This window comes from Acinetobacter pecorum, from assembly GCF_014837015.1.
Classification (GTDB): Bacteria; Pseudomonadota; Gammaproteobacteria; order Pseudomonadales; family Moraxellaceae; genus Acinetobacter; species Acinetobacter pecorum.
Map to the genome: position 1 here is coordinate 34,067 of NZ_JACSPT010000001.1, position 19,914 is coordinate 53,980.

Consider the following 19,914-nt stretch of genomic DNA (forward strand, 5'->3'; position numbering starts at 1 on the left):
GGCAAGATGTGCCCGAAGGTGACTTTGCAGTCATGCTATGTCCAGAAAACAAAAAACCTGAACAGTGTCAGGTTTTTTTAAAGCTCATTTAGTTATTTCGCAATCCGCCAGACTGCCAGAACGCTTGCCAACGCAATCAGAATGACTGAGACAAACCAGGGTGAAATAATTGCAATTGAAAGCAGAATCGCCATGATACTGCCAAACATCCAGCTGCGTTTCTGCTGATGTTCCATTTGCAGACGCATGCTTTGCAGTTCATTGAGCTGTTTGGCATGCCAGGCCGACTGGTTTTTCAGACCATTCAGGCTGTCGATCATCAGGGTGGGTAAATCCTGCGCCCCTAACAGTAGATCCGGGATTTTCTGTCCCAGTTCTTTCAGGTTCTTTTGTGGATTTACCTGAGCCTTGATCCAGTCCGTCAGAATCGGTTTGGCCAGACTCCAGATATCCAGTTCTGGATAAAGATCCGTACCCAAACCTTCCACATGAACCAGCGTTTTCAGTAACAGCATCAGTTGTGGAGGAATTTCCAGGTGGAAACGACGGGCAATATCCATGACCTGAATCAGAATACCGGCAAAGTCCAGCTCATGCATCGGTTTGGAGACCATTGGGCCAACAGTACGACGCATTTCGCGGGCCAAGGCATCCTGATCGGTACCTGGTGGAATCCAGCCTGCCTGATGCACAATCTGGATCAGCTGCATAAAGTCACTGTTCATGACCGCCAGCAGCATACGCGCCACAGTCATCTGGTCATGCTTGGACAGTTCACCCATAATCGCGCAGTCCAGCGCAATAAAGCGCGGATTGGCCGGATTGATGGTTTCCACAAAGACATTGCCTGGATGCATGTCGGCATGGAAGAAGTTGTCACGGAACACTTGGGTAAAGAAAATGGTCAGACCTTTACGCGCCAGATCAGCACGGTCCATGCCCAGTTCATCAAAGGTGGCAATATCTGAAATCGGCACACCGGTAATCCGTTCTGCGACCAGTACATCCTTGCTGTCCATATAGACTTCAGGCACATACATCATGCTGGAGCCGGTGAAGTAATGACGCATCCGGCGGGTATTATCGGCTTCCAGCGTCAGGTCCAGCTCGTTCAGAATAATCTGTCGATAGTCCTGAATGATCTCCGACAAATGTAGGGCACGTGCTGCTTCCAGACGCTTTTCCAGAAAATCACCCAGCCAGTTCAAAATCTCAAAATCCTGCAAGATCTGCTGGCGAATATTCGGGCGGGTGACTTTGACCACGACTTCCCGGCCATCATGCAGTGCTGCGGTATGTACCTGCGCAATTGAAGCAGCTGCCAGAGGCTGGGCATCAAAACGGGCAAACAGGGTATTTACATCGGCCTTTAACGATTCCTGAATACGCATTTTGGCGACGTCGTTGTCAAAGGGCTTGACCTGGTCTTGCAATAACACCAGCTGCTGTAAAACTTCAGGTGGAATCAGGTCACGACGGGTCGAAAGCAATTGCCCCAGCTTGATCGCCAGTGGCCCCATTTCCTCTAAAGCTTCTTTAAGCTTGAGTGGATTTTTACGCTCACGGCTAGACCAGGCTGCCGGGTGCATACGAATCAGGGACAGGACATGACGGCTTTTTTCAGGGAGTTCTTCCGCAGGAAACAACGTGTCGAGTCGATAATGCGCGGCAATGCGCCAGAGTTCGAGTAAACGTGAAACATGCGGAATCATAAAGTGGTGTACCTAGTTCTGAGTTGAATCTTGCTGATTTTCAATCTGGGCCTGAAGCTGATGGATTTTGGCTTCGACACGGTCTAAATTCTGGTTCAGGATACGGGTATCCTGATTCAGGTCATCCATTTGCCAGCGTGGAGCAAACAGGCCACTGTCTTCTTTCAGGGCATCTTCGACAAAAAATAACTGGCTTTGCAACGTACGCTTCAAATATTTTGGCGCAAGTTGCAATTTGCCGATTTCATGTGCCAGCGCAGGGCCAATCCAGGGGCTTAAATGCGTTGCCAGATCAGGTTCAGCCTGCTGCATGATGCGCTGGATCTCTTGCAAGAGCTTATAGTCGCCTTGCAGTGGAATATTACCGACTTCGTCAGCAAGCAGCAGCTTGAGCAGTTCTACGACATTGCTGACCTGTAAAGTCGCTGTTGCTTCAGAAATCTGCGCACTGTTCGCTTCATAAGGCCGCTGTTCGAAGATGGAAGATACTTCAGAATGACCGGTTGCGGTCGGTTCCAGACGAACCTTGCCGTCATCGAAAAAGACATCGACTGACAGTTGCGGTGAGGCGATCACCACCCGCAACATTTTACCGGCCAAGGCATTGAGCTGAATACGGGTAATTGCATCCAGATCAATCACATGATGAATCACGCGTTCAATAGTACCTAGGGCGAGAATTGACCACATTGGCTAAGGCCCTTAAAGCTTGAAGCCACGGTGAACGGCAACAATACCACCAGTCAGGTTGTGGTAGTCACAGTTCTGGAAGCCGGCATTTTCCATCATGCCTTTCAGGGTGCGCTGATCTGGATGCATACGGATCGATTCAGCCAGATATTTATAGCTTTCTGAATCATTGGCAATGATTTTACCCATGATTGGTAGCGCGGTGAACGAATACAGGTCATACAGTTTCGAAAATGGTTCAAACACCGGTTTAGAAAATTCCAGAATTAGCAAACGGCCGCCTGGCTTAAGCACACGGTACATTGCAGCCAGTGCCGCATCTTTATCTGTTACGTTACGCAGGCCAAAAGAAATCGTCACCAGGTCAAAGCTGTTGTCGGCGAACGGTTCTAAAGTTTCAGCATTGGCCAGGACGAAGTCGACATTGGTGCAACCTGCATCGATCAGACGGTCACGACCAACATTGAGCATTGATTCGTTGATGTCAGATAACACCACATGACCGGTTGGGCCGACTTCACGGCTAAATACTTTTGCCAGGTCACCCGTACCCCCTGCGATATCCAGCACATGCTGGCCACGGCGCACACCTGACATGTTAATCGCAAAACGTTTCCATAGGCGGTGAATACCAAAAGACATCAGGTCATTCATGATGTCATATTTGCTGGCGACCGAATGGAACACTTCAGCCACTTTCTGGGCTTTTTCATCGCTGTTTACGGTCTGGTAGCCAAAATGCGTGGTAGTTCCGACATTGCCGGTATTGGCACCGCGTGGCAGGTTATATTTAGGGATAGTGCCCGTCACAGGCGTATCGGTCAGGCGTTGTTCTAGAGATTGTTGCTGACCTTGTGGAGCACCTTGTGGAAGCGGAGTGGTTAAGAATGGGCTCACTTTGTCTGTCTGTTGTGCCGACTCGGGTGTAGGGGTAGGCGTTGTATTTTCATTTGACATTGGAGTCACTCCTAACATATCAATCGGGTTAATCTTGCATTGTCTGCATAATGACAGATTCTTGGATGTTATTCAGCAGTCATGATGCAATTGTTATGAATAATATACAGAAAAATAGGAATGTGGGCGGAAATCTTCATGGCCAGTGATCGAATAATTCATATGATTTGTCACTTGCGCTGTCCTGCCACAAAAACCTGAAAATATCAGGATCAGACAGGACGGTGAATAGCATCCATTGTAGATCAGCAAAGAAGCTATTATTGGAAGGGTAATGGATCGCCTGAATGTACCTTGTCAATGATACCGCGTTCGATTGCAGTAAAATCGGTTACAAATTTTTCTGCCGACTTTAACGGTTTCATAGCCTGAAATCCGTCCTGCATAAACTCATACATCACCTGAAAATGATACTTGTTGGCCGCGCTTTTACACATTTTAAAGGCAGTATAGACCACAAAAGAACGCATATATTTATCCAGGCTGACCCCTAGCTGGTCCAGTAGAGCCAGCTGTTTTAAGCGTGCTTCACCCTGATCCAGTTTCAGGTAGGTCAGGCGCATCATTTCATCAGTTAATGCTGTGTGGGCTGGGTAATCCTTTAGCAGCTGAATCGCGACCTGTTCGTCCAGCTGCACCGCCAGGATCGCCAGTTCTACGCCTGAAGTTCCAGTTTTAATTGCATTTTCTGGAATAATTTTTTCTGCCTTGTGTGCATATTTCATCAGCCGTGCAATCTGTTCAGCCAGTGCATCAAAGTCTGAGCCACCATAAAGCCGGTTCAGGAAATATTCTGCCATCAGCTGATTGTTTTTTTCAGAAAAATGCTGCTGATGGGTACGCTGCATTCGTGCTTTCTGCCATGCCTGTACATCCTGTAAACGGCTTAAAATTTCAGGCTGAGTGTGATACTTGAGCTGATAATATTGTTCTAAAAGTTCATCTAATCGGGCAAGTTTGGACATGAATTTTTCAAATATGATTTTTGCGATGTCAGAATCTTAGAGGGTGTGGCTCAATCTCGCTATGACAAATTGGTCAATGATTACTTATTTGAATGTCAATTTGTTGTTTAAACAGGCAATCTAATCGTGTGAAAAACGTTGCCAACGCTATTTTTGGCCCAAAGCTCCTCGCTATACTGCAACAAGAATAAAAGATAAAGGTTGAAGATACAGATGGAACAACCACAATTCCAGTTAATGGATGAAGATCAGTTATCGGCCGAGCTAATTGATGCCCAATACGATTTAAGAAAAACGCGCGGCCAGAAAAATGCTAAAAGTCTGCTTATTCTGGTCAATGGTATCGAGTTGGCTGGCAAGGGCGAAGCGGTCAAACAGTTGCGTGAATGGGTCGATCCACGTTATCTGAGGGTGAAGGCCGATGAACCACAAGCGGTCAGTCCCAAACAGGTGTTCTGGCAGCCTTATGCGCAATTTATTCCAGCCGAAGGGCAGATCGTCGTGCTGTTTGGCAACTGGTATACCGATTTACTTAACAGTGCAATGCGGGTATCTGACCCAATTAATGAAGCACAGTTTAATGAATACCTGAAAGAAATGCAGGACTTTGAGCAGGATCTGAAAAATAACCATGTGGATGTAGTCAAGGTCTGGTTCAATCTGTCATGGAAGGACCTGCAAAAACGTTTGAAGGCCATGGACCCAAGTGAAACCCACTGGCATCAAATGCAGGGGGTAGACTGGCGGAACAGAAAACAGTACGAGAACTTGCAGCGTTTGCGGCAGCGCTTTACTGAGGACTGGTTTGTTATTGACAGCAAAAATGAAAAATGGCGCGACCAGCAATTTGCCCAGTACGTTCTGAATGCGATGGAAAACTGTCCCGAACATCGAGTCAGAGCCAGCGGGAAATGGAAACAGGCCAAGATTCCCGAGCAGTTGAAACATCCTGCCAATACGCGGGCTGCACCAGAAGAATATAAACCGGAACTGAAAAAGTTAAGCGCTAAGGTTGCCCAAGCCATGCGTTCCGATCCGCGTAATGTGGTAATTCTGTTTGAAGGCATGGATGCTGCGGGGAAGGGGGGAGCCATCAAGCGCATTGTCAAGAAACTTGATCCGCGTGAATATGAAATTTACAGTATTTCGGCACCAGAAACATATGAACATAGCCATCCCTATTTATGGCGCTTCTGGACCAAACTGCAAACCGATGATGACATCTGTATTTTTGACCGTTCCTGGTACGGGCGGGTCCTGGTCGAGCGGGTCGAGAGGCTGATCAGTGCGGCAGAATGGCAGCGTGCCTATGGAGAAATTAACCGTTTTGAGCAGAGCCTGGTCAAGCATCAAACCGTTATCGTAAAAATCTGGTTGGCGATCTCCAAAGATGAACAGGCAGTACGTTTCAAGGCACGTGAAGAAACACCGCATAAACGTTTTAAAATTACCGACGAAGACTGGCGAAACCGGGCACGTTGGGATGATTATCTAAAAGCAGCAGCGGACGTGTTTGAACGTACCTCAACCGATTATGCGCCTTGGCATATTATTGCCACCGATGATAAAAATACCGCACGGGTCGAAGTGTTAAAGGTCATTTTAAAACAGCTTCAGGCAGAATAAATCTGCCTGAAGTAAAGGAAAGCAATTGTCTAAAATATTCAGCTTGCGCAGGATTAAGCCTGTGCTACCTGTTTTTGCTGGATACTTTTGGCCGTGCGATAGCAGTCTTGCACATGGGCATCGGCAATTTTTTTCATGACAAAATAACCCAGACTTGCAGCAACCAGTTGACCCCCTAGCGGAATGAATTTTGTGACTTGCTTTATCAGCACTTTCGCTGCAACATTGTTCAAAGATTTTTTAACTGCCGTCCGTGCGACCACCAGACCAGAAAACTCTACGCCACGTTTACGCAGCTCCTGCCAGTGGATCTGACGGGTTTTTGGATCGTAAACACTGATCTGGTCAGGGGCCAAGCCAAAGCGGGCATTGATCTCGGGAATTAATTGCGACAAGATACCGACATCAATGACCACGTCCATAAAAGGTACCGGAATAACAGCGGCACCGGCAGAATAGTAGGCGCGTTTTTTGGTGAGTTCCAGGCATTCGTCGCGGATTTTTTCCAGATCCAGGTTCGCGTCGAGACGTTCAGGAATTTTATCTAATTTCATGGGCACTACCTAAGCTCTATGTTGTTTTTTTCCATTCAAGCATCTTTAAGATGCTTTTTTCAAAGAAATTTTTCGACTGAAGTGTGGTTTTAAGGTGTCATAGCGCGCTCGGGATGTATAGTAAATAATCTTTATCGTTTTGTAGTAAAAACCACATTCAGCAGTTCAGGGGAACCAATGGCCATCCATGTTATTCAGAGTCAACGTATTGATGTACTTTTGGATAGTATGCTGCATATTGTCAACCAGACTGCCCGAAATCCGTTTGAAGTGTTACAGACCCGGCACTTTATTGTGCCGTCTCCGGCAGTAGAAAGCTGGCTGACCCAGAAAATTGCCGAGAAAAAAGGCATTAGTGCCAATACCCAGTTTCATCACCGGATTCGCGCCTTTCAATGGGCTTCCTATCAGTGGGTATTGAATGCACCCAAAGAGGTGGAACAGGTGCGCGAAGCCAATATTCCGCGCATTATCATCAAATGGCGGGTATTTCAGGCGCTACGTAAATATATTCTGCCCGAACAGATTTCCTTAGACATGGATCATCCGCTGTATTCTATTATCAAACGGATTTATGACAGTGCTGATCGGCTGGAGCAGGGTACAGAGAAGCAGCTGAAAAAACAGAGCATGCTGTACTGGGTAGCCGAGCAGGTATCGCGTTTGTTCAGCCATTATATGGATTATCGCGGTTATTGCGCGCGTAACTGTCCTCCAAAACACTGTAGCTGCCCGACCAACTGGCTCGAGGCCTGGGGGCAGGATATTGCGCTTGATATCGAACAGATGCTCTATAGCCCCAAAGATGAAAATGGTCATGAGATGCAGGTGGCGGATTTTGTCAAGATTCAGGCACGTGAACTGGAAGCTTGGCAACGCTGGTTGTGGCAGCATGTATTTCAAGATGATTATGCCAAAATCCTGGAGATTGAACGCCTGTATTGGGAGCGGCTGGAGAATGCAGAAACCCGCGCCCAGGCTCTAAAACGCCTGCCGGCCCAGATTGTGGTATTTAGCCTGCTGGAACTACCACCGAGCCAGCTGGATTTTTTACGTCGTCTGGGGCAATACATTGATATCTATATTTTTCACTTCAACCCCTCGCAGGAATACTGGGCGGACAGTGTCGATCCTGACTGGAAAGCCAGATTTGATTTGCAGCGCGAAGAGCGCTTTATTCAGCGTTTTGAAAAAACCCGTCAACGTAAACCAAATGATGCGGAAATAAAAGACTTCAGGATCAAGCAACTGAATTTTAATGCCGAAGACCGGGAATCGCGGCATCCGCTTCTGACCCGATTCGGCAAGCAGGCACGGGATCATTTTTCTCTACTCTCTAAACTGTCTTCGGGGGAAGAGGGTCTCTGGGCCGATGTCTTTGTCGATGAATATCAGGACAGGCTGCTGGCCAAAATCCAGTCGGATATCCTGTATTTATTGGAACCCCAACAGCATCAATATGCTTTAAGCCCTGACGATGATTCAGTACAGATTCATGTCTGTCATTCTTCATTACGTCAGCTAGAAGTCCTCAAAGAACAGCTAATTCACTGGCTGGCTCAAGATACGAATGACGCGCCGCGTCAGCCCAGTGATATTCTGGTGCTGACGCCAAGTCTGAAAGAACTGGAACCGGCAATTCGCAGTGTTTTTGCCCCGCCACCGCGTGAGCGCGAGACTGGCAGCAAACGCCTGCAGAAAGATAACCTGTATTTACCGATCCAGATTGCCGGGGTATCACGTCTGGATGTCAGCAATGCCTGGCGCGCGGTACTGGGCCGGATTCAGTGGGTACGGCGCCGTTTCAGTATTGAGGACTTTGCCGACTGGCTCAGCCTGAATGCCACCCAGCAGTATTATGGTCTGGACTATAGTCAGGTAGAACGGATGTTGCAGTTGCTGACAGATGCCGGTTTCAAGCGTGGACTGGACCAGCAGCATTTACAGCAAAGCCTCAGCGCAGGCGATGAAGATTACCGGTTTAGTTTTAAATTCGCGCTGGACCGTCTGGCGTTGGGGCTGGCGATTCCTGAACATACCCTGTTTCAGGATACCTTGAGTTATGCCAAGGTTCTGACTAGTGATTTTCCGCTGATTTCGACCCTGATCCGGATTTATCAGGATCTGGTACAGCGCCGTGACTGGCTGACTTTGCATGAAACTGGACAACGTACGCCAGTCAAAACCTGGCTGGAATATCTGCGTGCCGATCTGAACGAGTTCCGTGATGCCGGGGTAGAATCACTCAAAACCGTTGCCGAAATTATCGACAAGCAAATGCGGATGCTGACCCTGGCCGATTATCATGACCAAGATGATCCGCATGCCAGTCAAGAGCTAGTGGCACTCAGTCTGCCTCTGCCTTATGTGCTGGAAGAAATTCAGAATACCCTGGAGATGCAGCTGGATCAGGCCGAACCGACCGGACAGATTACTTTTAGCCAGATTGGCCAGATCCGACCATTGCCTTATAAACTGGTGGTGATGCTGAATCTGGATAGCGGTAAATTTCCGAGCCGCAATCAACAGGTTCCGTTTGACCTGATGCGCAGCCTGAAGCCGCAACTTGGTGACCGTTCCCGTCTGGATGACGAGCAGGGCGCTTTTCTGGATGCCTTGCTGCTGGCACAGGAAAATCTATGGCTGTTCTATAATGGCTTTGATCTGGAGGATGGTGAAGCTCGCGATCCATCCACTGCCTTGCAGGAACTGGTTCAGCATCTCGCGCTGATCTGCCAGTCTGAACAGCCGGATGCCGAAGTCGATCCGATGGTGGATATGCATGGTCTGTCCGTGGCTCAACATATCCAACAGCTTTATCATGTACATCCCTTGCAGCCTTTTGATCCGGCCGGATTTACAGATATGCAGACACCACGTTATCAGGATCAGTGGTTTGCGGTAGCAGAGTATATCCGTAGTGCCGAAGGCAAACGCAGCAGTTGGATTAATGCACATTATCCGGCACTAGAACAAAAAGAAATCCGGGTACTCAAAGGTGATGAATGGATCCGCGATATGATTTTCCCTGCACGTCTATTCCTGAAAAGTGTCGGGGTTTCCACAATTCGATTTGCCGATTTGCCGAGTTCCCGGGAACCCTTATTATTGAACAAGCTAGAACAGTATCAGGTACGGGATTTCCTGTTGCAACAAGAGCAGGAGATTGAGCCAAATCTGATGTTGGACCGTTTGCCGGTGGGCAAAACCCAGCAAGCCACCTGGCTGGGCAGCCAGCAGGAACAGCAGCTGTTACAAGAACGTTTGCTACAGTTGGGCAAAGAACTGACGCCAGTCACCCAACAATCCCTGCAGTTCAGTCCTGAACTGATCATTCATATAAACGTACCTCAGGTTCCACACAGCAGCTACTGGCTGAGTATGCAATCCTCTTCGGCCTCGGAAAAACGCCGTGCCCAGATCTGGCTGGAGTATCTGTTGTGGCTGGCTTACTTAAATGATGATGCACGCTCACCAGAACTGGAGCGCATTGTCATTTTTAGTAATAAAACCCTGAAGTTTTCTGGCTTGAGTTCGAGCAAGGCACATGAGTATTTGCAGCTCTGGTTAAAGGCCTGGGAAATTGGTCAACAGCAGCCGCTGGTCTTGCCGGCAGAATTACTAATGAAAAAAGAGTGGCAGTGGGCCGAGAATGAACAGGGCAAGATGACCATTGTGGAAATGCCGGAATTGCTAAAGGCCTGGAACAACAGCTATGAGAGTGCCAAACCTTTGGCTTCGGATGAATCCAGTCTGCTGCATCAGGACTGGCAATTTATTTTGCAGGATCAGGATCCGGATCTGGCCTTGCAAAATTGCTGCCATGATTTTGCCCATGGCCTGTATGCGCCGATTCATCAACATCTGGAGTGGGTGAAATAGCCGTATGACTTTATTAAAGCAGCAGATGCAAAAAGCCATTTCCACCAATCCGATTCAGGACATGAAATTCCGTGGCCTGCACTGGATTGAAGCCTCCGCAGGAACCGGCAAGACCTATACGCTCTCCAGTCTGATGGTGCGGATTTTTCTGGATCAGTATTATCCGCATCAGGTGATTGCGACGACATTTACCCGTAAGGCCACGGCTGAACTGAAAAACCGGGTACGGCTCCGGGTTGAGGAAACCCTAGCTTATATCCAGCATCATCAGCAGCTCAATTCAGTTGAAATCACAGCAAAAATCCAGAATGAAACCGATCCCTTATTTCAGCAGGTACTGAAAGATTATGGTTCACGGCTGGATTATGCCCGTCGCCGTTTACGTCTGGTGCTGAACCAGTTGGATGAACTGTTTGTCGGCACCCTGGACAGCTTTAGCCAGAAACTGTTACGTGAATTTGCCTTTGAAAGTGGCAAGATTGAACGTGCAGAACTGACCGAAGATCAGGATCTGTATATCCAGCAGCTGATTCATGATGTACTGCGTGACTGGATTCAGCAACAGCCGCAATATATGGTCAATCATCTGTATGTTCAGAATCTGCTGAAACCGGTGGAGCATTATACCGGGCTGGTACGTGATGCACTGAATTTCAGCAAGCAGCATTTCCGCAAGATCGAACCGGCTGAATGTGACCTGAACAAATTGGAAGCCTGCATCAGTCAATTAGTGAATATTCAGGAGCATGATCTTGCCGTCATGCGGCGTTATTGTCAGGAAAGTCCGAAGTATTTTCACAAGAGTTTTTTGACCAAGTTAACCGAAATTTGTGAAAACTTTATGACCTGGAGCGCAGCCCTGCAAAATCAGGGGGGCATGAGTTTCTTTGATGCTGAATTACAGCCGATTATACTGAATCTGTGCCATTTGCGCCGCAAGAAAACCGATTTCCAGCCGACCACTCAGGTCTTTAACAAAAGCTGTCCGGATGCAGAGCAGCAGCTGATTTTGCAACATGGTCTGATCGTGGCAATTGATGCGCTGTGCGAGGTCAAACAGTATCTGGATGAGCAGCTGCAACAGCTTACGACCCATCTGGAATTTCATATTATTCAAAGTGTGCAGACCCGTTTGCCGCAAACCTTGCAGCAGCAGGGTGAAACCACTTTTTCCCAGCAAATCCGTACATTGGCGGAAGCATTGCAAGGCCAGCAGGGACAGCGTTTTGCCCAGTTTGTGCAGGCACGTTATCCGCTGATTCTGGTCGATGAATTTCAGGACACCAATCAGGATCAGGATGATCTGCTGGCCAAGATCTGGCGTGATGCCAACCGGGTGCAGTCCGGCTGCATGATTATGGTCGGCGATCCGAAACAGGCAATTTACGGTTTCCGTGGCGGCGACATGCTGACTTATAACAAGGCACACGCTGACGTACGTCACAAGCAGGGTCGTGAATATACCCTGATGCAGAACCATCGTTCAGTCAAACCGCTCGTAGAAGTGGTTGATGCGCTGTTCCAGCGGCAAATGGATTTTGGCGAACAGGTGCAGTACACCCGGATTCAGGCGGGTAGTCGCCCACATCCAGATCTGGTCGATATGGGCAGGATCAACCCGCAGCCCTTACGATGGATTCAGCTAGGTGAATCGGATCTGGAAGCAGATCAGGTGGCCTGGAAAATCCGTGCATTGCTGAATCAGTCTGCCCAGCAACAACTGTACTTTCAGCAGCAAGAGCATCAGCAAAGCCTGAGCGCAGATGATATTGCCGTACTGGGGTTTGGACATTTTGCTCTGGAACAGGTGAAGCAGCGTCTGCAGCGTATGGGCATTCCCTGCTATAAAGAATCCAAACAGAGCGTGTTTGCCAGTCCAATCGCTCAGGATGTCGCAGCAGTATTGACGGCGATCATGGATCCTTTCAATGAGGCCAAGGTCAAGCGGGCTTTACTGACCCGTCTGCTGGGCTTCAATCTGAAAAAACTGATCGAATTACAGGAGCAGAGTGAAGGCCTCAGTCGCTATATTGCGGATCTGGATATCATTCGGGAAATGTGGTTTGAGAAAGGCTTTTTGACCGCATGGAATTATGCACTGAACCTGTTTCAGGTCTGGACCAATCTGGTGGCCAGTCAAAGTCTGGACAATGAGCGGGTAGTGGTTAATCTGCGCCATCTGACCGAGATGCTGAGCCAGCAGAGTGAATATTATCAGGGGGCGCAAAAACTCTATCACTGGTATTTGCGCCAGCTTCAGTCACCTTCAGGCAAGGACAGCGAAAAAGAACGCAAGCTGTCTGGGGATCATGGGGTGCAGCTGATGACCATTCATGCCTCCAAAGGGCTGGAATTTAAAGTGGTGTTTTTATTGGGAGCAGATGCTGCTTTTGATGTGAATAAAGGCAACCTGAATTTTTCCCTGTCTGCGCCTGAACAGGACAACATTCTGGAACAATCCCGGGTGATTGCAGTCAATCACAAGAATTTACATGAGCAGGCGATTCTGCAGAATGCAGCGCGTAATGCTGCCGAAAACCACCGGCTTTGGTATGTGGCGCTGACCCGTGCCAGTCACCGGGTATATGCCATGCTGCAGGACCAGAACGCACAGTCCGATTCCGGGCTGGCCTTCTGGCGTGGTCAGGGAGATCAACTGTTTCAACATGCTTTAAGTCTGGTCGAGCCGTCCCTGTCTCAGGAACCACCGCGTCTGGTGGAGCAGTCGAACCATCATCAGATTGACATGCGGGCGCAACCTTTGCCAGAGCGGCAGTTTTATCCGCGAACCAAAACCAGTTTTACTGCCTTGTCACAGCATCAGCTACATGGACATATCTTGCAGGATGACCTGGTCATGGCTTCTGAACAGCTCGATAGTGCTGCCGATGAAATTCATTTTACTGGTCTGGAAGAACAGCCAGCAGCCGTACCCTTAAACTGGATTAGGCTGAATTTTCCTAAAGGCACCGTAGCCGGAACTTTCTTGCACAGCATTTTTGAACATATTGATTTTCAGGACAGCAGTTACTGGAATCTGGAAATCCGGCGCCGTTTTAAAAATACCGCACCGCAAATCTGGCAGGAACTGAAAGAAAAATTTGAACAGGCTTTTCATATACGTAGTGTACTGGAACAGGCCTTTTTCCCTCATTATCAGGCCGCTGTGGTGAATCTGCGAACCCTGTTTCAGGCCACAGCTCAGGCAGATTTCAAAGCCGAGGAATTGCGTCATAGTATGCAGCGCGTATTGTCCAGCCTGAACTATAAGTTATTGACCGGAATTCGCCTGCATGATCAAAGTGAAGCTTATCGCCAGCAATGGCAGCAGCTGTTTCACTCGGCACAACAGCTCAAGCGTTCAGCTCTGCTGGAATTTTTAGGTCAGTTTAGGGTGTATTTTGATGGGCTGGAGGATGACTCCTTTATCCAGTTTTTTGAACAGGAAGTGGCCCAGCTCACACGCTCTGCAAGCACTGAATCGCTGAATGTGGACAGTATTTTCCAGACTGCTTTTGAGGGATTGCTGGACGAGATCACAGAAGATATTTTGCTGAATCTGATGCATGACTGGGTACATGACATTCTGGCCACTCCGATCCAGACAGATTTTGCCTTGGCACAGCTGGAGGCTAAACAGTATCTGTCAGAATTTCCTTTTTATCTGTCCTTGACCGATGCCCCTTTGCAGATTCGGCAAATCCATCAGCTTTTTCTCGAACATGACATGGTCATGAGCGATTTTAATGAGGCCAAATCGGCGCGATATCTGACCGGTTCCATCGATCTGGTGTATTTCGATGGTCAGCGCTACCATATTGCCGATTATAAAAGTAACTTCCTCGGGCCGGATCAGCAGCACTATAGTGCTGAGGCGATTCAGCAGAATATGAGCCAGTCCAGTTACTGGTTGCAGGCTGCTTTGTATTTGGTGGCGCTGCATCGGTACTTGAGTGCCAATATGCAGACTTATTCGATTCAGCAGCACTTGGGCGGCGCAACCTATCTGTATTTGCGCGGGATGAATGGACAGGCGCAGCAAGGAGCCTATCATTGGCAACCGGACTCTGAATTCATAGAAAGACTGGATCAAATATTGGGCTATTGTGAGCAGAAAAAATCAGCATGATTTTGCGATTTTATAAAATATGTATAGATTAAACATGAAATTATCCTGTGGATAACTTTGAGGATAACTGTGTGGAAAATGAGCAGAATCACGTGTCACAGCAACATTCCGATTTAATGGCCTGGATTGACTATCTGTGTCAGCCTCCATTCAGTACAGCTGCATTTGATCCGGCAGCAAAATTATTGATCGAGCAACTGCTGGAAGCGATGCAGGCGGGAGATAGCTGTATCGAAGTTAATCCTCAGCAGGTTGCCTTACTGCATAATCTGGTTCTAGACCGCCATCAGCAGAGTGCAGGAATTGCACCATTTATTTGTGCAGATCAGCATTTATATCTGTACCGCTACTGGCAACTGGAACAGGCAGTGGCTACACAGTTGGTACGGATCAAGTCACAAACGGTGACTCCGGTGAATTTAAGCGAGCATAATCGCAATCTTCTCTCAGATCCACAGCAGAAACTGGCACTGGAAATGGTTGCGCAGCAGGCGCTGAATATTATTACCGGTGGGCCTGGAACAGGTAAAACCTATACCTTGGCGCATATTATTGCTGTGCTGTATGAAGCCTTGCCGCATATACGGATCGCTATGGCAGCACCTACCGGAAAGGCCGCGCAGCGAATGAAAGAAGCACTGCAAAAAGCCTTGCACAGTGAAGCGTTACAACAGTTTGAGCTAGAAGCATTAAAACAGTTACAACCAGTGACCCTGCATCGCTTACTAGGTCTGGGTACTCGCGGACAGCCACGCTTTCATGCCAAACAGCCTTTGCCCTATGATGTGATCGTGGTCGATGAAGCCTCAATGCTGGATTTGAATCTGTCCCAGATGTTGCTGGCCGCCGTACCGTCTCATGCACGGCTGATTTTACTCGGTGATGCAGACCAGCTGGCCTCTGTGGATGTCGGAACGGTACTGGCAGATTTACAGCAAGTGACGACTCTGGAGGATAACCGGGTCAATTTAATCACCACGCGACGTTTTGCGGCTGGAGCCAGGATTGGGGCAATGGCAGAGTTTATCCAGCAGAGTCATGAGCCTTCAGCAGTACTACAGAAATTTGAGCAGCAGATTGTGGCAGCCAGTGAGTTACAGGCGATCGATTTGGATCAGGTTGAGATCGACCAGTTGCAGTTGCAATACCTGCTCGCTGGCGCCGAACAGACCGCGCATAACTTGAATCAGTATTATGACCAGCTTATGTATGGTTATCAGGCTTATGTACAGGCCATAAAAACAGAAGAAAACTCAGCTGATTTTGAGCAGTATGTACAACAGGTAGTCAAAACTTTTGATCATTACCGGATTTTAACTGCAATCCGTTCTGGTGATCTGGGTCTGCTCAAGATCAATTTGCAGATTGAGCAACGTTTTCTGGCAGCCCAAGGTCAGTTGAAACAGGGCGACTGGTATGTCGGACGACCCGTGATGATGGGGTATAACGACTATCAGTTGGGGCTGTCCAATGGTGATATTGGCATCTGTTTTTTACGTGAACAGTCTGGTCAGCGTCAGTTTGAAGTGTATTTTCCGAGTCTGGAAAAATGGGTATTAGCCACCCGTTTACCTAAAAGCATTGAAACTGCTTTTGCGCTGACCATTCACAAATCTCAAGGTTCAGAGTTTGCCCATACCGCAGTGGTACTGGATCAATATGCAAAAAACTTATTGAGCAAAGAGTTGATTTATACCGCAATTACTCGAGCTAAAAAGGTGGTCAGTTTATTGGTGGATTATGACGCTTTTACACAAGCACTATGTGTTAGAAGCATAAGAAAAAGTGGTTTGAGTCAGAAAATTATTGAACAATCTAGTAATTTGGTTGGCAAAAAATAATCAAATCGTGTAGGTAAAAGCTTACAAGGATTCAGGAAATTGACGCATAGAGCTTTTACTCAGTATTTGAGAAGATTGGTCCTACAAAATAACTCAACATGGAAAGTTGAGCATAATCGCATAATGATAATAATAATGTCGGTAGACAGCGAACTTACAGTGAAGTAAGTAAAAGAGGAAACTTACAGCCGCTAAGCCTTGTAGTTTTGGGAGAGACTACAAGGCTTTTTTATATCCTGTTATTTTTTAACTTCTAAGTTGTTAGATTATTATCTTAATTCCTTAACCTAATTTATATAATTTATTGAGTAGATTTAGGTAACTAAAGTTAAATAAAACGAGATTAATGTAACATTGTGCAACTTTCAGGCGAGAAATTGTACGCAATGGCTTACACCGAGATGCGCTAAATACCTCTATGTGTCTGGAGAGAGTGTGGCAAAATCTACCATACACGGAAGATGAATTTTCAACAGGATGTTTGAAAATAATAATAAGCGTAAAACGCTATATAACAATACAATAAATAATAATGATAAGAGAAAGAACTACAGCGCCAAAAAGCCCGAGTTTACTCGGGCTTTTTTTTATTCATTTTTTCGGAGCAGGCTGACGATGCGGGTAAATTACATCACGCTTGAGCTTTACAGAAAAATTTCAGTCACATTCATTTCATCATTTTTCCCTTAATCATACTGCAGTATATAAATACTTCATGAACCGGAGCTTAACGGATCAGCACCCAGAAAATGAGCGACCAAAACTATGCGAAAGTATGGATCTCTTTTTGCAATTTGACGCATTTTCCCTTAAAATATGCAACTTGCTGTAGTGATGCACGGCAGTCAAGGTTTTGAATTCTCATTACTTTGATTTTTATCAAAATATATAAGCATCTCGGAGAAATCGAATGGCTTTAACTAACGCAGATCGCGCAGAGATCATTGCTAAATTTGCTCGCGCTGAAAACGACACTGGTTCACCAGAAGTTCAAGTAGCTCTTTTAACTGCTCAAATCAATGACTTACAAGGTCACTTTAAAGAGCACAAACACGACCACCATAGCCGTCGCGGTTTGATCCGTATGGTTAACCAACGTCGTAAGCTTCTTGACTACCTAAATGGTAAAGACCACGGTCGTTATGTAGCTTTGATCGGTGCTTTAGGTTTACGTCGTTAATTCGATTTAAACTTTATTTTCGGGTTTATTGCATGCTTTGTGCTGTATTGCTGAAAACTAAAGTTGGCTTGGCTTATGGCTAGGTCTGTGGAAGGGGCGAATATTTCGCTCCTTCTTTGTGTTTAAAAATAGTATTTAATCTGGTGAGGTCGGCTTCTAAGCTTTGTCATTTATTCGTCCAGTTGGTCGTGAATGCCAAACCTTAGGGGTCTCCACTAGAATAAAATTAGGAAAAAATAAAACATGTCGATGTTTAATATTGTTCGTAAAGAATTTCAATTCGGTCAGCACACTGTAACTTTAGAAACAGGTCGTGTGGCCCGTCAGGCAAACAGTGTTGTAATCACCATGGGTGGTGTACAGGTGCTTGTAGCAGTTGTTGCACAGCCTAAAGCAAAAGCAGGTCAAGACTTCTTCCCATTGACTGTAAACTATCAAGAAAAGCAATATGCTGCTGGTCGTATCCCGGGTGGTTATGGCAAGCGTGAAGGCCGTCAGTCTGAAGCTGAGACTTTAATTTCACGTCTGATTGACCGTCCAATCCGTCCGTTGTTCCCGGAAGGTTATTTCAACGAAATTCAAGTAACCGCAACCGTTATTTCTTCTGACAAAACGATGGATGCTGACATTGCTGCAATGTTAGGTACATCTGCTGCATTGTCTATCGCTGGTACACCATTCCGTGGTCCAATCGGTGGCGCACGCGTTGGTTTGATCAACGGCGAATACATTCTGAACCCGAACCTTGAACAACTCAAAGAGTCTGATCTTGATCTTGTGGTTGCCGGTACAGAATCTGCAGTGTTGATGGTTGAATCTGAAGCGAAAGAGCTTTCAGAAGACCAGATGCTGGGCGCTGTATTGTTTGGTCATGACGAAATGCAAATCGCGATCCAGGCGATCAAAGAATTTGCTGCCGCTGCGGGTGCAACTGAGTCAACTTGGGTTGCTCCGGTTAAAAATGAAGAACTTCTTGGCAAATTGAAAGAAGCATTCGAAGCGAAAATTTCTGAAGCATACACCATTGCAGTTAAGCATGAACGTTATGCAGCACTTGATGCACTTCAAGAAGAAGCATTGGCTCAATTCGTTCCTGAAAATGACGAAACTGGCATTGCTGATGAAGTTAACGAATTATTCGAAGATCTTAAATACCGTACCGTACGTGACAATATCCTGTCTGGTAAGCCACGTATTGATGGTCGTGATACCAAAACTGTTCGTGCAATTGACGTACAAGTGGGTGTTCTAGATCGTGCACACGGTTCTGCATTGTTCACACGTGGTGAAACTCAGGCGTTGGTAACAACAACTTTGGGTAATACTCGTGATGCACTGATGGTTGATACCCTTGCAGGTACCAAAACTGACAACTTCATGTTGCACTACAACTTCCCTGCATACTCTGTAGGTGAAACTGGTCGTGAATCTGGTCCTAAGCGTCGTGAAATCGGTCACGGTCGTCTGGCACGTCGTGGTGTTCAAGCTGTACTTCCTGCGGCTGACCGCTTCCCGTACGTGATCCGTATCGTTTCTGACATCACAGAGTCAAACGGTTCGTCTTCAATGGCGTCTGTATGTGGTGCTTCATTATCGTTAATGGATGCAGGTGTTCCACTAAAAGCACCAGTTGCGGGTATCGCGATGGGTCTTGTGAAAGAAGGCGAGCGTTTCGCAGTGCTTTCTGACATCTTGGGTGATGAAGATCACTTGGGCGATATGGACTTTAAAGTAGCTGGTTCTGCAAACGGTATTACTGCGCTACAAATGGACATCAAGATCGAAGGCATCACTGAAGAGATCATGGAATCTGCATTGAACCAGGCTTATGCGGGTCGTATGCACATCCTGAATGAGATGAACCAGGTGATTTCACGTGCGCGTCCTGAAATTTCGATGCACGCACCGACATTCCAGGTAATCAACATCAATCCGGATAAAATCCGTGATGTGATCGGTAAAGGCGGCGCGACCATTCGTGCGATTACTGAAGAAACCAAAGCGGCAATCGATATCGAAGATAACGGTACAGTTCGTGTATTTGGTGAAACTAAAGCGGCTGCGCAAGCGGCAATTGCAAAAATCCAGGCACTTACTGCTGAAGTTGAGCCAGGTACCATCTATGCAGGTAAAGTCATTCGTATCGTAGAATTTGGTGCGTTTGTAAACATCCTTCCAGGTACGGACGGTTTACTTCACATTTCTCAAATCTCGAACGAGCGTATTGCGAATGTGGCAGATGTTTTAAAAGAAGGTCAGGATGTGAAAGTACAGGTTGCGGATGTTGATAACCGTGGTCGTATTAAACTGACTATGAAAGACATCGAACAAGCATAATTGATTGCACATTCACATGGCTGAGTCCATGTGAGTAAAAG

11 protein-coding genes are annotated in these 19,914 nt (G+C 47.0%); 6 read left to right on the plus strand and 5 right to left on the minus strand.

Annotated elements, in window-relative coordinates:
- Positions 1–92: 92 nt before the first annotated feature.
- The 4 genes from H9629_RS00155 to H9629_RS00170 form a co-directional block, all read right to left on the minus strand.
- Positions 93–1,712 carry an ABC1 kinase family protein gene (locus H9629_RS00155; RefSeq protein ID WP_064094951.1) on the minus strand — a complete coding sequence of 540 codons (1,620 nt, stop codon included), beginning with the start codon at positions 1,710–1,712 and terminating at the stop codon, positions 93–95.
- A 12-nt stretch (positions 1,713–1,724) separates the two neighbouring features.
- Entirely contained in the window at positions 1,725–2,402 is a 678-nt protein-coding gene (locus H9629_RS00160; protein WP_064094950.1) for a ubiquinone biosynthesis accessory factor UbiJ, read from the minus strand.
- Positions 2,403–2,414: 12 nt separating this feature from the next.
- Entirely contained in the window at positions 2,415–3,359 is a 945-nt protein-coding gene (gene ubiE, locus H9629_RS00165; RefSeq protein ID WP_064094949.1) for a bifunctional demethylmenaquinone methyltransferase/2-methoxy-6-polyprenyl-1,4-benzoquinol methylase UbiE, read from the minus strand.
- A gap of 260 nt (positions 3,360–3,619) precedes the next feature.
- Positions 3,620–4,324 (minus strand): FFLEELY motif protein, encoded by a 705-nt coding sequence (locus H9629_RS00170; protein ID WP_064094948.1) that lies wholly within the window; start codon positions 4,322–4,324, stop codon positions 3,620–3,622.
- 207 nt (positions 4,325–4,531) lie between these two features.
- Here H9629_RS00170 and pap point away from each other — a divergent pair, with 207 nt between their 5' ends.
- Positions 4,532–5,950 carry a polyphosphate:AMP phosphotransferase gene (gene pap, locus H9629_RS00175; RefSeq protein WP_081406322.1) on the plus strand — a complete coding sequence of 473 codons (1,419 nt, stop codon included), beginning with the start codon at positions 4,532–4,534 and terminating at the stop codon, positions 5,948–5,950.
- Between the two features lie 53 nt (positions 5,951–6,003).
- On the opposite strand, the gene H9629_RS00180 is transcribed toward pap, so the two are convergent.
- On the minus strand, positions 6,004–6,504 hold the full coding sequence (locus H9629_RS00180; protein ID WP_064094946.1) for a hypothetical protein: 501 nt from the start codon (positions 6,502–6,504) through the stop codon (positions 6,004–6,006).
- A 177-nt stretch (positions 6,505–6,681) separates the two neighbouring features.
- Here H9629_RS00180 and H9629_RS00185 point away from each other — a divergent pair, with 177 nt between their 5' ends.
- From H9629_RS00185 to pnp, 5 genes are all read left to right on the plus strand, one after another.
- Positions 6,682–10,386 carry an exodeoxyribonuclease V subunit gamma gene (locus H9629_RS00185; RefSeq protein WP_191730319.1) on the plus strand — a complete coding sequence of 1,235 codons (3,705 nt, stop codon included), beginning with the start codon at positions 6,682–6,684 and terminating at the stop codon, positions 10,384–10,386.
- A gap of 4 nt (positions 10,387–10,390) precedes the next feature.
- Positions 10,391–14,515, plus strand: coding sequence for a UvrD-helicase domain-containing protein (locus H9629_RS00190; protein WP_191730320.1), 4,125 nt, complete (start codon positions 10,391–10,393; stop codon positions 14,513–14,515).
- Between the two features lie 116 nt (positions 14,516–14,631).
- The gene (gene recD, locus H9629_RS00195) at positions 14,632–16,356 is read left to right on the plus strand and encodes an exodeoxyribonuclease V subunit alpha (protein WP_225215686.1); all 1,725 of its coding nucleotides are present in this window, start codon (positions 14,632–14,634) and stop codon (positions 16,354–16,356) included.
- 910 nt (positions 16,357–17,266) lie between these two features.
- Positions 17,267–17,536, plus strand: coding sequence for a 30S ribosomal protein S15 (rpsO, locus tag H9629_RS00200; protein WP_004637724.1), 270 nt, complete (start codon positions 17,267–17,269; stop codon positions 17,534–17,536).
- Between the two features lie 249 nt (positions 17,537–17,785).
- Positions 17,786–19,873, plus strand: a complete 2,088-nt coding sequence (gene pnp, locus H9629_RS00205) for a polyribonucleotide nucleotidyltransferase (protein WP_171254907.1) — start codon at positions 17,786–17,788, stop codon at positions 19,871–19,873.
- Positions 19,874–19,914: the final 41 nt, after the last annotated feature.

What these genes read in the sequence shown, in the direction of transcription:
- H9629_RS00155 (WP_064094951.1), bottom strand. Translation starts at nt 1,712, where the DNA reads ATGATTCCGCATGTTTCACGTTTACTCGAACTCTGGCGCATTGCCGCG.
- H9629_RS00160 (WP_064094950.1), bottom strand. Translation starts at nt 2,402, where the DNA reads ATGTGGTCAATTCTCGCCCTAGGTACTATTGAACGCGTGATTCATCAT.
- ubiE (WP_064094949.1), bottom strand. Translation starts at nt 3,359, where the DNA reads ATGTCAAATGAAAATACAACGCCTACCCCTACACCCGAGTCGGCACAA.
- H9629_RS00170 (WP_064094948.1), bottom strand. Translation starts at nt 4,324, where the DNA reads ATGTCCAAACTTGCCCGATTAGATGAACTTTTAGAACAATATTATCAG.
- H9629_RS00180 (WP_064094946.1), bottom strand. Translation starts at nt 6,504, where the DNA reads ATGAAATTAGATAAAATTCCTGAACGTCTCGACGCGAACCTGGATCTG.
- H9629_RS00185 (WP_191730319.1), top strand. Translation starts at nt 6,682, where the DNA reads ATGGCCATCCATGTTATTCAGAGTCAACGTATTGATGTACTTTTGGAT.
- H9629_RS00190 (WP_191730320.1), top strand. Translation starts at nt 10,391, where the DNA reads ATGACTTTATTAAAGCAGCAGATGCAAAAAGCCATTTCCACCAATCCG.
- recD (WP_225215686.1), top strand. Translation starts at nt 14,632, where the DNA reads ATGGCCTGGATTGACTATCTGTGTCAGCCTCCATTCAGTACAGCTGCA.
- rpsO (WP_004637724.1), top strand. Translation starts at nt 17,267, where the DNA reads ATGGCTTTAACTAACGCAGATCGCGCAGAGATCATTGCTAAATTTGCT.
- pnp (WP_171254907.1), top strand. Translation starts at nt 17,786, where the DNA reads ATGTTTAATATTGTTCGTAAAGAATTTCAATTCGGTCAGCACACTGTA.